Raw genomic sequence first — 14,678 nt, 5'->3', positions numbered from 1 at the left:
GACTTTAGAGACCAATTATGAATTTAACTAAAATTGCTTTTACTTATCGAAAATCCATTTTAATGGTGCTGGCATTATTACTCATCAATGGTGTTTTTGCCTATTTGACTTTACCCGCACAAGAAAATCCAACCATTACCATTCGCAAAGCGATTGTGACAACTTCTTACCCAGGGATGGCACCTGAACGTGTTGAACAATTAATTACGCGTGCCATTGAAAAAGAAATCAGAAAAATTCCTGAAGTTGAAAAACTTACATCGACCTCAATGACTGGCCAATCAGTGATCCACGTCGAAATTTACGATCGCTATTTTAATCTAGATAACATTTGGCAAGACTTACGTAATAAAGTTAAACAAGCGCAGATGAATTTACCCGAGGGTACTCGTCCACCTTTTGTTAATGATTCGTTTGGTGATGTTTCCGTGGTCACTTTAGCCTTAACTGCTGACGGTTTTAATTTAGGTGAAATGTACGATATTTCTAAACATATTCGTGACAATTTATACAGTGTTTCTGGGACTAAAAAAGTTGATATTATTGGCGTTCAAGCTGAACGAATATACCTTGAAGTAAAAACAGCTAAACTTGCTCAGCTGGGTATTTCACCGCGCAGTATTATCAGCGAACTGCAAAATCAAAATATTATTAGCCCCGGTGGCCAAATTGATACGGGTTTACGTTCCATAGTGGTCGAGCCAACGGGTAATTTTTCTTCACTGGAAGAAATAGGTAACACTCATATTAGGATCACTGGGACTGATGATACCATCGCGCTAAAAGATATTGTTAGCCTGCGCCGAGGCTTTATTGATCCGCCAGATAAACCTGCCTACTTTAATGGCGAACCCGCTATTATGTTTGGGGTTTCCATGCTGCAAAAATATAATTTATTGGAATATGCGCCAAGAGTTAAAAACATGGTTTCGCAAATTGAAAATACTTTACCCATAGGTTACAAAATCAATATTGCAACGTATCAGGCCGATCAAGTTCAAAAATCTATCCAAGGGGTATCAATCAATGTAATACAAACATTAGTCATTGTTTTATTAGTTGTTATCTACTTCTTAGGATTGCGCACCGGTTTAATTGTTGGCTCGATTGTCCCTTTTGTAATGTTAACGACTTTAGCAATTATGCAATTTACCGGTATGACATTAGAGAAAATGAGCCTAGCGACACTTATTATTGCGCTGGGTTTACTGGTTGATAACGGTATTGTCATCGCTGAAGACTTTAAACGAAGAATCGAGCAGGGCATAGACCGCTTTGACGCTATGTGCCAAGGGGGGAAAGAGCTTGCGATGCCTTTACTCAGCTCATCAGTGACGACCATTTTATTCTTCTTACCGTTAATGCTCGCTGAACATGTTGCAGGTGAATTTACCCGCTCGGTATCGCTTGTTATATTAATTACTTTAATGACTAGCTGGGTTTTAGCCTTGTGCGTAACACCTACATTCTGTTACTTCTTTATTAAAGTTGAAAATAATGGCGATAAAGCGGTAGATAAACCAACAGAAAATTCAACAAAATTTTATCAAGTATATGAAAAATTCCTGCATTGGGTTTTAGCCCATAAAGCGATTTTTATGGCAATGATGGTGATCACGTTAATCGTATCTCTTAGTGGCTTTGGCTTGTTAAAAAAGCAGTTCTTTCCTGACTCTGACCGCACTCAAGTAATGATGTACATAGATTTACCTAACGGTACATCAGCGAGAGAAACGAATCGTCAAATGCACGATGTGTTTACTTGGTTGGACGATAAAACGTATTTTCCTGAAATTACTAACTATTCTGGTTATTCTGGTTTTAATGGTCCACGTTTTGTCTTAACACTGAACCCCGAAGATCCAGCAAATAACAAAGGCTTCGTTGTTATTAATGTTAAAGATGGCACGCAATTAAATACTTTTGTGAATAAACTTCATAACGGTATTATTGAAACTTTCCCCAATGTTTCAGGCCGTGTTAAGCGGATGTTTGCGGGCCCTTCTGATTCTAGTTCTATTAGTATTCAAGTAAAAGGTCCTGATAAAGACATTTTATATGAAAAAGCTAAAGAAATTATGGCGGTATTACAAGCGGTTCCTTACACTAAAAATGTGCGTACTGATTGGGAAAACCGTATTGTTAAAATGCAGGTTAAAATTGATCAACATCGAGCACGTCGTGCAGGTGTGACCTCTTCTGATGTAGCCACGGCATTACAAGGTTATTTTAGTGGTGCTAATGTTACCGAGTATCGCGATGGCGATGATATTATTCCTGTGGTGTTTCGAGCAGAAGAAGAAGAACGTTTCAATTTAGATAGGCTTAGAACTGTTTCAATATTCTCAAACCAATCAGGATTATCAGTACCTTTATTTCAAGTGGCTGATTTTATACCTGTTAATCAGTATGCAAAAATTCAACGTGAAAACATGTTTACGACCATCACGATTGAAGCCAGTAATACTGAAATGACCGCTGAAGATTTAAAAGTGATTATTGATGCTGATATCGAAGCATTAAAAGGCGATTTACCGGTCAATCATTTAATTGAATATGACGGTGTTATTGTGCAGTCAAAAGAAGCACAACAAGCTCTTGGTGCTAGTATGCCGATGGTTATTGGTTTGGTGTTAGTGTTATTGGTCATGCAATTTAATTCGTTTCGCCGCGCTTCAATTATCGTCCTGACCATCCCTTTGTCACTCATTGGTACCGTTGTTGGTTTATTGGTGATGAGCGCACCTTTTGGCTTTATGGTGACGTTAGGTATCTATAGCTTGGCAGGTATTATTATTAACAATGCGATTGTCTTAATTGACCGAATAGAAATAGAACGCAAAGAAGGTAAAAATGACTACCAAGCGATTGTTAATGCATGTTTAACACGCTTGCGACCTATAACGATGACGACAGTAACCACGATTATGGGCTTGTTACCGTTGTTGATGGACTCAATGTCAATGTTTTACGGTATGGCTACAGTATTAGCCTTTGGCTTAGGTGTTGGCACGATTTTAACCTTAGCCGTTGTGCCTGTATTGTATGCCAGTTTCTTTAAGATCAGTCGATGATAGTGCATGTCTTACTCGTTGAAGATGACTTAGACTTAGCGACAACCGTTATTGATTATCTTGAATTAGAAGGTATAACCTGTGATCACGCAGCTAACGGAATTGCGGGACTACAGCTTATAAACACTCATCATTTTGATGTCATGATCCTCGATGTTAATATGCCGCGCATGGATGGCTTAACGGTTTGCAGAAAAATGCGAGAGCAGGGCAACAACACACCTATTTTGATGTTGACTGCTCGAGATACATTAGATGATAAACTGGCTGGCTTTGCGGTAGGTTCAGATGATTATTTAGTTAAACCCTTTGAAATGAGAGAACTTATTGCCCGTATTCATGTGTTAGCAAATCGCCGCAGTGGTCAAACGAACCTATTATCACTGTTCGGTCTTGACGCTGATTTTGGCGCTAAAACATTAAAACGGCAACAACGTACCTTACAATTGTCACCAACAGGTTGGAAAATCCTTGAAGTACTGATGCGAAAATCGCCTGAGGTTGTTTCAAAAAAACAACTATTACAATCTGTTTGGGGACATGAGCTACCAGACAGTGACAGTTTGAAAGTCCATTTATTTAAATTGAGACAACAAGTCGATACCATCAATGAAATTAAGCTTATTCATACGGTGGCGGGACAAGGTTTTGTTTTTCGTGCATGATGAGATTAATGAACATTATAATAGCTACTTTATAGTTAATAATTGATATGAGTAAAACTAAGAAAAAACCACAAACCCTTCGTCGATACGTTTTAAAAGTACAAAGCATGATTGCCTTAATTATCGTGCTTAGTTACACCTTAGTGATTAACTTTTATTTTATTCATGGGCTTGATGAAGCTAACTTTCAGGATCTTCATTTAGAAAGTAATGATTTTGCACGTCAATATCAAAAAAATATCGACCATCCACTGCCTAATACCATTCACTTTCAAGGTTTCTTAGGTTGGAAAAATCTTCCCATCGAAATACGAGAGCACTTTGCTGCCTTTGAACATGTAAAAAAAATGGCGATGGATAACATTCGACTATTCAGTGAAGACACTTTTATTTCATGGCCAGAGCAGGCTATTTTTGTTATTGCACAGCCATTATTTGATGGTAAAATTTTTTATTTAGTACGAAAAATAAATATTAAACAATATGATGCCTTAAGCCAAATGGGAATCAGTAAAATGTTCCAGCTAACGTGGCCAATCGCATTAATATTCCTGTTAGTGATGCATTTCTCTGTCCAGTTATTACTTAAACGAACGTTAAAACCCTTTTACCGTATTGGTGATTGGGTTGAAAGTTTAACCCTTGAAAATGTTGAACAAGATACGCCAAATTTTGAATTTTATGAATTAACAGCGATCGCTGTTCAACAGCAAAAAGCGCTATTAAGGCTCAGTGCTATGCTTGATAAAGAACAAGATTTTTTACGCCATGCAAGTCATGAGTTACGAACCCCGATAGCGGTTGTGAAAAGTAACAGTGAATTATTAACCCGAATATTCTCTAGCGAAAATAATAAAGACAAAGGTGAAGAGTCTTTAGCCCGTATCAGTAGGGCAGCACTTAATATGCAACACACCACAGAAACACTATTATGGCTCAGCCAAGAACACTCCATAGAGCAAAGCAATCAACAAACATTAGCTTTAGTCGAAATAGATTTAAATTTGATGATCAAAAACTTGGTTGAAGATAATGCGTACTTATTACAAAGTAAAAAAGTTGAAATAACACTTAAATTAACAGCTACTCATATTAAGGTACTTGAAACACCTTGTCGTTTGATCCTCAACAACCTAATTCGCAATGCATTTCAATATACAGCAGAAGGCGAAGTTATTATTCAATGTAGCCAAGGCCTCGTTACCGTTGAAAATATTAATATAAGTGAAGGTGACTTTGATCACAGTGGTGCTGATTACGGTTATGGTTTAGGTTTAAGGTTAGTTGATAAAATCGTCAATAAAATGCATTGGTCATACCAAAATAATGATGTAAGTGGAGGCCGTAAAGCGATCGTTGATTTTCAAACCCCTATTGAGTTTACCTAACTTTATCTTTATCGAGATGGGTTAATATCTTGGCGTAGTAGATAAATGGGCTTTAGGGGAAAGTAACACACATTTCTCACACCCTATTCATTACGGAGCTGATGATTAGACAATAACAGCTATATCGACTAATTATTATCAATGGAAACAGTTAGAAAGCAGAATTAATACAGCAAGTACCAAATACCATACGACTTAAATGACTCACCTGCTGTCTTTATTGTTCTACAACCGTCCTTCAGCGACCATCAGCTAACGTTTATTTTAGTAACCTATAGACAAGTTCTTCACCATCAATGAGTTGAGTTAGCTCACCTATTAAATAAGTTCAGTAAAATATTGTTATTAAGTGATCAGTGTCTATAATTTTATAGATATTTTTTATTGGACTAACTTAATGTAAAAACATTTAATATTGGTAACAACTTTACTTACCATGTCTTCATCTGCGTTCGCTGACTGGTATCAACGGTTACAGTAGCAAGCGATTATCTTTTTAATGGTGTTAGCCAAACAGATGAGGGACCAGCACTTCAAGGAAGTCTTGATTGGTCAGGTGCGGGTGGTTGGGCGTCAAATGTTGATTTTGGTGATGATACGAATATTGAAGCAGATGTTTATCTTGGTTATTACACGGCGGTAAATGATATCGTTAATCTTGATGTTGGCGTTGCTCAATATACTTATAACGGCGCAAGCTATAGCTCTGACGGTAACTATACTGAGATATATACTAAATGGAATTTTGGCGCTACCGATTTAAACTTTTGGTATGCTTGGGATTACTTTGGAACAGGGGCAGGTCATTACATTGTTATGTTAAATCATACTTTTACCATTAATGATGAGTTAACTTTATTAGTGGGTATTGATAGATCGACCAGCTTAGATGATGACAAATGGCAATGGGAGCCCGGTAGTGACAGTTATACCCCTGGCAAGTCACCAGTCATTTTAGCACGAATGGTTTCGATTTTTCTTTGGGCATTCACGGAACTGATTTAGACACTTATGGCGACACTACTTTACTGCTTACTGTTGCCCGTACCTTTCAATTTTAGGAGTTTTCATGTTTCATAAATTAATAAAAACTATTTTGATTTTATCTTTTAGTGCACCCGCGTTTAGCGATACCGTCCATCTAACCTCGTTAACTTGGCCACCATATTCAGGAAAGACTTTAAATGAACAAGGCGCTTCAGTTGCTGTAGCTAAGGCTGCGTTTAAGGCCATGGGACATGAGTTGAAGGTTGATTTTTTCCCTTGGAGCCGTGCTGTAAAACATGCATCGCAACCAGACTCAAAATATGCAGGTTACTTTCCTGAGTATTACTATGAGTCAAATGAGTTTTCATTTTCTAATCCTATGGGGAAAGGCCCTTTAGGATTAATTGAAAACAAGAAAAAACCCATAGTATGGTCTGCGGTTAAAGATTTAACGCAATACAAAATTGGCGTAGTGCAAGACTATGTGAATACGGCTGAAGTTGATGCATTAATTGCTAGTGGCGAAATAAAAGCGCAAACCGCTACCTCTGATGAAACCAATATTCGTAAAGTTGCGGGTGGTCGAATTGATGCTGCGGTTATCGATACCAATGTTTTTAGTTACTTACTAGCGAATAGCAAAGACTTAGAAAAGGCGCAAGAACAAGTACAGATGAATGCTAAGTTGTTGACAGAAAAAGAATTGTTTGTTGCCTTTAAAAAGAGTACCGAAGGTCAGCAATGGTTAGCTATCTATAATGAAGGGTTAAAGAAGATTGATATTACGGCGGTGATGAAAAAATATTTGAATAAATAGGACCTTATGTCAATTATACATAAAGAATAGTTATTCAGGCTAACTCAATAGATCGCTGTATTTATGCACTTTGTTATTAATAAATATGATAACTGTTAATTAAAAGTAGATGTGTTTAATTCACCCAGCTATATACTATACAAGATTAATACGATGGAACGGGTTATTGGTTTACTTACTATTATCATGTCGCTGCTCGCATCTGCAGCGACAGCTACTATTCGTGCGAACGACTGGTTTCCTATGAATGGGACCCTAGTAGTGAGAAGCAAGGTTATATGATTGATATGGCTACAGCAATGTTTACAACAGCAGGTCATACTGTTGATTACAAGGTAATGCCGTTGGAAAGGGCGATAAACTCAGTGTGTGAAGGTAAGTTTAACTGCGTTATTGGAACGTATCCTGAAGATGCTCCCGATTTTATTTTTCTTTCCTAGAACGGGGGAATGGATGGTACGGTATATAATGCTAATAATGCATTAACTTGGCAGTTCATGGGTTTTAATTCGCTATTAACTCAGAAAGTAGGTGTTATTAGTGGTTATGCCTATGGCGAAGAGCTTGATGCGTTAATAAAAGTCGACCAGATGTTTTTAAAGATGTTTCAGGAACCGATGCTTTGGAACAAAACTTTAAAAAACTCGTCAATAATCGAATTGATATTGTAGCTTAATCGGTTTCAGTAGCGCATGTGAAATTAGAAGAACTTGGTTTTAATGATGCACTAAAAAGCGCAGGGACTAACGCTAAGAAAGCACCGATTTACATTGCTTGTTCACCAGTAAAACCGAGTAGTAAAATGTACATTGAATTAATCGAGAAAGGTACAGAAAGACTTAGAAAATCTGGGTAGATTAAAGATATTCTAGATAAATATGGCCTACAAGACTGACACTAAAGAGGTATAAAAATTATATGAATGTTACTAAATCTATTTCATTTAAACTTATTTTTTCAGCATTGATTATTGTCACCATACTCGTCATTTCTTTTGGCGTGTATGATTATATGGCACAAAGTAATCTACTGAAAAATAAGCAAATAAATCAACTTTCTTTGGTCGAATCTCGATTAAAACTTAATTTGCCTTCTGCAGTTTGGAATTATGAAGAAGATCAAATGAAGGGTATATTAAACTCTGAGCAACAATCAGAAGATATCGCATTAATAGAAATAACCAATGAAGCTAAAAAAACAATATCTCAATCAAAAGGAAAGAAAACAAACGAAGCAATCACTTTTAAATTACAACATCTTGAAGACGGTCAAAGTACCAGTGTTGGTAATGTTACTTTATTTATTGACAGTTCTTCAATAGATATCGAGTTGTCATCTTTAGCTTCTCGCATCATTGTTAAAGGAGTCTTGCTTGACGTATTTTTAATTTCAGCGATCTATTTTTTATTTGCGAAATTAGTGACGCAGCCTTTAAGTGAAGTTGCTAATGCTTTAGAGAATATTGCGCGTGGAGAAGGCGACCTAACGCAGCGATTATGCGTTAAACGTAAAGATGAAATAGGCCTTGTTGCAGAGTCATTCAACGTCTTTGTAGATAAAATTCAATTGCTTGTTCAATCTATTCAATTGTCGGTAAAGCAGACTTCAGAGGTGTCAGAAAATGTCTATCAAGCTTCTGAGGCCAGTCGTGGGCATTTAGAAAACCAGCAGTCTGAAACGGATCAGGTGGCTACCGCCATCACTGAAATGTCTGCATCGGCAAAAGAAATTGCTAATAATGTTCAGTTAACTGCAGGCTCAGCAGAGCAAGCAAATCAAGATGCACGAGCCGTATCCGCTATTATTAAAGAGTCTATTGAGTCGATAAATGGCTTATCTGATCACCTTAATGAAGCGACCAAGGTGGTTGGTGCCCTTGAGGATGATGTTAAAGGTATTGTTTCAGTCTTAGATGTCATTCGCGGAATTGCCGAACAAACAAACTTATTGGCGTTAAATGCTGCCATTGAAGCGGCTCGTGCTGGAGAGCAAGGACGCGGTTTTGCTGTGGTAGCAGATGAAGTTAGGGCTTTGGCCAGTCGAACTCAAGAAAGCACCGCACAAATTCAGCAGACCATTGAACGTTTACAATCAGGAGCTAAATCAGCTGTTCATGTTATGGAAGATAGCCAGACTAAAAGTAAGGCGTCGGTTGAAAATGCACTCAGTTCGGGAGAGTCTATTAGTAGCATTTTAAATTCTACAGAACAAATTACTGAAATGGCGACGCAAATAGCTTCTGCGGTTGAAGAACAAAGTACTGTCGCAGAAGAGTTAAGCAGCAACGTTAATAGAATTGTTAGCGCAGGTCACAGCAGTTTAGAACAATTAAATGCGATGACGAAAAATTCTCAACTTATGCAAAGTTCTTCAGATGAGCTCAATAAATTAACACAACAATTTAAAGCTTAATGTAAGGCATTAAATTTTTAGGAACGTAAATTTATAGGTATGTAATTCTATTACTGATAGATTTTAATCATGTATTTGAAGGGAGTGGACTTTAATAACCCTGATGTTTTCATTCACTCTTAGAGACGATAAAAAACTCAATAATTAAAGTCGTTTTATAGGCTTTGAGGAAGTGCCGAGCTTAATATACTCAGTTTATAGCCGCTATGGTGTGGCACAGTTTTTTGAATTAAGCACCCAAAAGATGTTGTGTTCGCTATAGGCTGCTTTTCTTAATTGCTTTAAGTGATTAAAGCCGTTAAAGTCTGCCTAATTCCTACCAGAGTAATATTCCTTAATGCGCAGATCTTCGTACCCGTCACCTGAAAATGCTACTATTAATTGGCGAGTGCTAAAGTCACTTATTCCTTACCTACTTGAATTTAAAGTGCGTATAGGTTTTGCGTTGTTTTGTTTGGTGTTAACTAAACTTGCGAGTGTTTATCTTCCTTTTATATTAAAAGATATTGTTGACGGGCTTGATGCTCAACAAGAAAATAATATTTTCATTGTGCCTTTTGCTTTAGTCGCCGCTTATGGTTTGGTGCGTTTAACTATCGTGCTACTTGCAGAAATACGCGACACCTTATTTGGTCGCGTTACTGAACGAGCGATCCGCCGTATAGGTTTGAAAGTTTTTGAACATTTACATCAACTTGACCTAGATTTTCATTTGAACCGCCAAACAGGTGGACTCTCGCGTGATATTGACCGTGGCACGTCTGGGGTTAACTTCTTAATGCGTTTTATGGTCTTTAATATTGTGCCAACCTTACTCGAAATTGTGATGGTTATTACTATATTATGGGTGAATTATGGCATTTGGTTTGCGTTGATCACCGGTCTCTCTATTACGTGTTACATCGCTTACTCTATCTATGCAACTGAATGGCGAACTCGATATATTCGAGCGGCAAATAAAGCTGATTCATCAAGCAACACACGCGCAATAGACAGTTTGTTAAACTATGAAACAGTCAAATATTTTACCAACGAATCTTATGAATCAAATGCCTACGACAGTCAATTAGCCGACTGGGAAAAAGCCAAGATGCAAAACCGTTTATCGTTGTTTGCATTAAATGGTGGTCAGGCCATTATTGTGTCGTTAGCAATGACCGCAATGTTAGCATTAGCCGCTTACCAAGTGACCCATCAACAAATGACTTTAGGGGACTTTGTATTGGTTAACGCTTTTATGATGCAATTGTTTATACCCTTGAACTTTTTAGGTTTTGTCTATCGAGAAATAAAAGGCTCTTTAGCAAATATCGAACAAATGTTTACGTTATTACAAAAAGTCCCTAAAGTTGTTGATAGTAAAAATGCGAAAGAATTGACGTTAATTGATGGTGCGATTATATTTGATAATGTTAGCTTTTTTTATGATAAGACAAGACCTATTCTAAAAAATGTTTCATTTGAGGTTAAAGCGGGTCAAAAAGTGGCTGTTGTTGGAGAAAGTGGCTCTGGAAAATCAACCTTGGTTAAACTACTTTTCCGTTTTTATGACTGTCAACAAGGCCAAATTAAAATAGACGGTGAAGCTGTAATTGATATAACTCAGCATTCACTCAGAAAAAATATTGGGATTGTGCCACAAGATACCGTGTTGTTTAATGAAAGTTTATTTGAAAATGTTAAATATGGGAATGTGAATGCGAGTCACGCGGAAGTCGAGGAAGCTGCGAGGTTGTCACACCTCAGTGAATTTATTAGTTCATTACCCAGCGGGTTTGATAGCGTTGTCGGCGAGCGTGGTTTAAAGCTATCAGGAGGCGAAAAACAACGGGTTGCTATTGCTCGAACTATCTTGAAAAATCCAGCCATTTTAGTGTTTGATGAAGCAACGTCCTCGCTTGATAGTCATTCTGAACAAGCTATTTTAAAAGCAATTAAAGACGTTGCTAAGGATCACACCAGTCTAGTGATTGCCCACCGATTATCTACGATTGTAGATGCAGACAACATTATTGTTTTGCACAAAGGGGAAATAATTGAACAAGGTGATCATCAAACGCTGCTAAGCAAGCAAGGTCATTATGCTAATATGTGGCAATTACAACAAAACAACGCGTAATGAAAATTTGTGAGTTAAAAATGATTGATAAAAAATGAGTACTGCTGATGTTTTACAAACCCAGCAGTGGCTAGAAGAAATTATTATTGGTTTAAATTTTTGCCCTTTTGCGAAAAAAGAGTTTGTGAATAACACTATTCATTATCAACTTTGTGAGGCTAGAAAAATAACCTTAGCGTTAGAAGAGTTAACCAAGCAATTTGAAAAATTGGTGCACGAACCTACTGTTGAAACAACATTATTGATCTTTAATGAAGGCTTTAAAGGCTTTGAAAACTATTTAGATTTACTCGACCATGCGAACGATCTATTAATAGCATTAGGCTATGAGGGGGTCTTTCAACTCGCTAGTTTCCATCCTGATTATTATTTTGAAGGTGAACCATTCAATGCAGCTTCTAATTATACTAATCGCTCGCCATTACCAACCATTCATTTAATTCGAGAAGCGAGCATGGAAAAAGTGTTGTCTGTTTATAAAAATCCAGGAAATATACCTAATAATAATATTGTTTTGGCCGAAAAAAAGGGCGCTCATTACTTTCAAACTATTTTACAGCGCATTGCTAAATCTCACTCATAGTATTATTATTTTTTGTAGATAATTTATGCTGTTTCCAATATAAACCAACTTGTTATCATGTTGAAAATTTAAAAAAGGTAGTTATTTTTGTGAATGAAAAAAAAGTAGTACAAATGGGTGGTAGTATAGAAAAATCACTAAAAGGTGAATATACCATCGATGTTTCTTCAGTCTTAAAAGAAGCTTGGCAGTTAACACTTCAATCTCGTATTGCTATTAATTTAGGTTTGTTTTTCACCCTTGTGTTAGGTGTTATTGTGTCACTTTTGATCAGTAATGCGATGGGAGGAATTGAGCAGGTTATTCAAGATCCACAGTCGACCACATTATTAAATATCGTGGTCACTATGATCATCTATCCTTTTTTAGTGGGGGTAGAAATGATGGGGGTTTTCCATGCCGTTGGCTTAAAGACCAACAGTAAATTGATCTTTGCTTTTTTAAAAAGAGGAAGTTGGGTTGCTGTTTGTGCGTTGCTAACGTCAGTATTAGTAACGTTAGGAATGAGTTTATTTTACTTACCCGGTATTTATTTAGCCGTTGCTTTATCACTCACCTTACCTTTAGTCGTAGAGAAGAAACTATCTCCAATAAAGGCGATCATTTTGAGTTTACAAGTTACCCGTTTTCAATGGTTTAAGTTACTCGCCATTTATACCTCTTTGTTTTTAGCTTTATTTTTATCAATATTACCGCTAGTGATTATTGCTAACACTCAATTTTCAGTGATTGGTGTTATGTTTTTCTTAATTGCATTAACTTTTTTAGCACCACTATTTTATAATGTTAAAGGTATTTTATACCGTGAGATTTTTGGAATGCAGCTGCAAGCAGTTGATGTACCGGCGAGCCAAACAAGTGACACATTTTCAGCTTAACTCTCTACAGACATAAATATGATTGTCAGTAAAAAGGACACTATGAAAATTCAAACTATTTTAAAAACTTTGTTAATCAGTGCATTAGTTATTGGACTTGTTGCTCCTTTTACATTTCTCAAACCGACACTTGCCCCTCCACCGTTGATTGTTAATAAAGTTGTACCCGTGGTTATGGCCAAAGAAAAAATAGTTGAGCAACCCCTTCATGACGTTAACCTACCTAACTTTGCTTCTATTCGTGATGTAAAAGCTAAAAAGCGTCAATTTTTTCAATATATTTACCCCGCAATTGTAAAAGAGAATAGAAATTTACTTGCCTTAAGGCTTGAAGTTTTGACTATGATTGAAGTGCTTTTTCTAGAAGAAAACCTTATAGAAGAGCAACAAGCGTTACTTAACCGGTTAATAAAAAAGTATAAAGTTAGTGAGAAAAATTCACCATTACAACAGCTTAATGAATTACGGTTACGTATTGATGTGGTGCCTATTGAATTAGCGTTAGTACAAGCCGCTAATGAATCTGCTTGGGGAACATCTCGATTTGCTCGGATCGGTTTGAATTTTTTCGGCATGTGGTGCTATCAGAAAGGTTGTGGCATGGTGCCAAGTGGCAGAGACAACGGCGCTAAACATGAAGTAGCCGCATTTAATAGTGTCGAACATGGTGTGCAACGTTACTTACATAATATTAATACCCACCATGCTTATGGTGTTTTTCGCACAATCCGCGGACAATTGCGTGCACAAAAGCAGCCGTTGTCTCCGCAAATATTAGCGACTGGTTTAATGCGTTATTCAATTCGTGGTACTGACTACGTGTTAGAAATTACTGAAATGATCCGTCATAATAAAACCTATTTTGACAACATACGGGCAAAGCTAAAAACTATTTAGTAGCTTTCAGTGATAAACTCGCTAGTAAAATTATTAATGTTAGCATTTTTATAAATGAAGCTTAACTAATAAGCTAACAACGCTTTGATTATCTAATCCGTTAATGCCATATTTATTATGCCAGTAGGAATATTCGATACCCAGCTCCATAACTTTTCTCTTGGAGAAGTTATGGCTTAAATCCCATTTCAACTGCGGGTTAAAGTGAAAATCTGCACTATGGTCATCAACCGCTGACGACCAATCAACAAAACCATCCAACATAAAATTTTGTTCACCAACACTAAACGGATAACCCCAAGAGAGCGTGAGTTGAATATCATTATCAGTCTTATCATTGCTAGCATGGTATAAGTTTGTATTTACAAAGGCAAAGCCACTTATATCCCAAGCAGCACCTAGGCCAAGTAAGTAATTATTGAAAACAAAACCCACTCCATTATCATTACTGGTGTTATGCTCCCAAGTACTTGCTACATATAAATCTTTAATAGCTGCGAAGGTTACTTCTTTATTGGTTAAATAACTCATACTTAATCGCGGTGACAATTCGCCATAGGTTGAGTTGAATTTACCATTTTTTGCATCACTGCTCGCTGTAGTTCTATCAACAAAGAAGAAGGTATCACCCCAGTTATGACCTGATACATGCTCAAAAGTCATGACATTAACATTATCATTACCAAGGAGTTCAAAATCACTGGTATTCTTCAAATAGCTCATGCTGTTGTCACTCCATAACGTTTGGGCTGAAGATGAAAATGCTAGTAACGACAAGATATTCATAATGGCCAAATTTTTTAAATATGTCTGTAACAAATTATTCATAATAATTGACCTTATGATTATGCAAATAAA

The 14,678-nt window shown here is 36.8% G+C and carries 13 protein-coding genes; 12 read left to right on the top strand and 1 reads right to left on the bottom strand.

Annotation, left to right across the window (positions count from 1 at the left end):
* The first annotated feature begins 17 nt into the window (after nt 1-17).
* The 12 genes from H4J73_RS13275 (at nt 18) to H4J73_RS13225 (ending at nt 13,820) form a co-directional block, all read left to right on the top strand.
* Nucleotides 18-3,074, top strand: a complete 3,057-nt coding sequence (locus tag H4J73_RS13275) for an efflux RND transporter permease subunit (RefSeq protein WP_182181209.1) — start codon at nt 18-20, stop codon at nt 3,072-3,074.
* Nucleotides 3,071-3,739, top strand: coding sequence for a response regulator transcription factor (locus tag H4J73_RS13270; protein WP_182181206.1), 669 nt, complete (start codon nt 3,071-3,073; stop codon nt 3,737-3,739). Before H4J73_RS13275 ends, H4J73_RS13270 begins: the two co-directional genes overlap by 4 nt.
* 47 nt (nt 3,740-3,786) lie before the next feature.
* Nucleotides 3,787-5,127 (top strand): HAMP domain-containing sensor histidine kinase, encoded by a 1,341-nt coding sequence (locus H4J73_RS13265; RefSeq protein WP_182181205.1) that lies wholly within the window; start codon nt 3,787-3,789, stop codon nt 5,125-5,127.
* Between the two features lie 459 nt (nt 5,128-5,586).
* Complete coding sequence (locus tag H4J73_RS13260) at nt 5,587-6,132, top strand: TorF family putative porin (RefSeq protein WP_259366708.1); 546 nt, start codon at nt 5,587-5,589, stop codon at nt 6,130-6,132.
* 64 nt (nt 6,133-6,196) lie between these two features.
* Nucleotides 6,197-6,931 (top strand): ABC transporter substrate-binding protein, encoded by a 735-nt coding sequence (locus H4J73_RS13255; RefSeq protein WP_182181204.1) that lies wholly within the window; start codon nt 6,197-6,199, stop codon nt 6,929-6,931.
* A gap of 449 nt (nt 6,932-7,380) precedes the next feature.
* The gene (locus H4J73_RS20590; RefSeq protein ID WP_259366703.1) at nt 7,381-7,602 is read left to right on the top strand and encodes a hypothetical protein; all 222 of its coding nucleotides are present in this window, start codon (nt 7,381-7,383) and stop codon (nt 7,600-7,602) included.
* A 23-nt stretch (nt 7,603-7,625) separates the two neighbouring features.
* Complete coding sequence (locus H4J73_RS20585; RefSeq protein ID WP_259366704.1) at nt 7,626-7,787, top strand: hypothetical protein; 162 nt, start codon at nt 7,626-7,628, stop codon at nt 7,785-7,787.
* A gap of 62 nt (nt 7,788-7,849) precedes the next feature.
* Nucleotides 7,850-9,343 (top strand): methyl-accepting chemotaxis protein, encoded by a 1,494-nt coding sequence (locus H4J73_RS13245; RefSeq protein ID WP_182181203.1) that lies wholly within the window; start codon nt 7,850-7,852, stop codon nt 9,341-9,343.
* Nucleotides 9,344-9,680: 337 nt separating this feature from the next.
* Nucleotides 9,681-11,462 carry an ABC transporter ATP-binding protein/permease gene (locus tag H4J73_RS13240; RefSeq protein WP_182181202.1) on the top strand — a complete coding sequence of 594 codons (1,782 nt, stop codon included), beginning with the start codon at nt 9,681-9,683 and terminating at the stop codon, nt 11,460-11,462.
* A gap of 34 nt (nt 11,463-11,496) precedes the next feature.
* Nucleotides 11,497-12,045: a DUF1415 domain-containing protein gene (locus H4J73_RS13235; RefSeq protein ID WP_182181201.1), complete on the top strand. Its 549-nt coding sequence runs from the start codon at nt 11,497-11,499 to the stop codon at nt 12,043-12,045.
* Nucleotides 12,046-12,134: 89 nt separating this feature from the next.
* Entirely contained in the window at nt 12,135-12,923 is a 789-nt protein-coding gene (locus tag H4J73_RS13230) for a hypothetical protein (RefSeq protein WP_182181200.1), read from the top strand.
* Between the two features lie 42 nt (nt 12,924-12,965).
* A complete protein-coding gene (locus tag H4J73_RS13225; protein WP_182181199.1) occupies nt 12,966-13,820 on the top strand; it encodes a glucosaminidase domain-containing protein in 855 nt (284 codons plus the stop codon).
* Nucleotides 13,821-13,868: 48 nt separating this feature from the next.
* Here the strand turns inward: H4J73_RS13225 and H4J73_RS13220 are convergent, their stop codons facing one another.
* Entirely contained in the window at nt 13,869-14,648 is a 780-nt protein-coding gene (locus H4J73_RS13220) for an outer membrane protein OmpK (protein ID WP_182181452.1), read from the bottom strand.
* Nucleotides 14,649-14,678: the final 30 nt, after the last annotated feature.

Origin of the sequence: Colwellia sp. MB3u-41 (assembly GCF_014076845.1) — a bacterium.
Classification (GTDB): Bacteria; Pseudomonadota; Gammaproteobacteria; order Enterobacterales; family Alteromonadaceae; genus Colwellia_A.
The sequence above is the reverse complement of the archived record's forward strand: the minus strand, read 5'-3'. Positions and strand labels throughout refer to the sequence as shown.

Coding starts and splice junctions, on each gene's coding strand:
- H4J73_RS13275 (WP_182181209.1), top strand. CDS start 18: ATGAATTTAACTAAAATTGCTTTTACTTATCGAAAATCCATTTTAATG.
- H4J73_RS13270 (WP_182181206.1), top strand. CDS start 3,071: ATGATAGTGCATGTCTTACTCGTTGAAGATGACTTAGACTTAGCGACA.
- H4J73_RS13265 (WP_182181205.1), top strand. CDS start 3,787: ATGAGTAAAACTAAGAAAAAACCACAAACCCTTCGTCGATACGTTTTA.
- H4J73_RS13255 (WP_182181204.1), top strand. CDS start 6,197: ATGTTTCATAAATTAATAAAAACTATTTTGATTTTATCTTTTAGTGCA.
- H4J73_RS20590 (WP_259366703.1), top strand. CDS start 7,381: ATGGATGGTACGGTATATAATGCTAATAATGCATTAACTTGGCAGTTC.
- H4J73_RS13245 (WP_182181203.1), top strand. CDS start 7,850: ATGAATGTTACTAAATCTATTTCATTTAAACTTATTTTTTCAGCATTG.
- H4J73_RS13240 (WP_182181202.1), top strand. CDS start 9,681: ATGCGCAGATCTTCGTACCCGTCACCTGAAAATGCTACTATTAATTGG.
- H4J73_RS13235 (WP_182181201.1), top strand. CDS start 11,497: ATGAGTACTGCTGATGTTTTACAAACCCAGCAGTGGCTAGAAGAAATT.
- H4J73_RS13225 (WP_182181199.1), top strand. CDS start 12,966: ATGAAAATTCAAACTATTTTAAAAACTTTGTTAATCAGTGCATTAGTT.
- H4J73_RS13220 (WP_182181452.1), bottom strand. CDS start 14,648: ATGAATAATTTGTTACAGACATATTTAAAAAATTTGGCCATTATGAAT.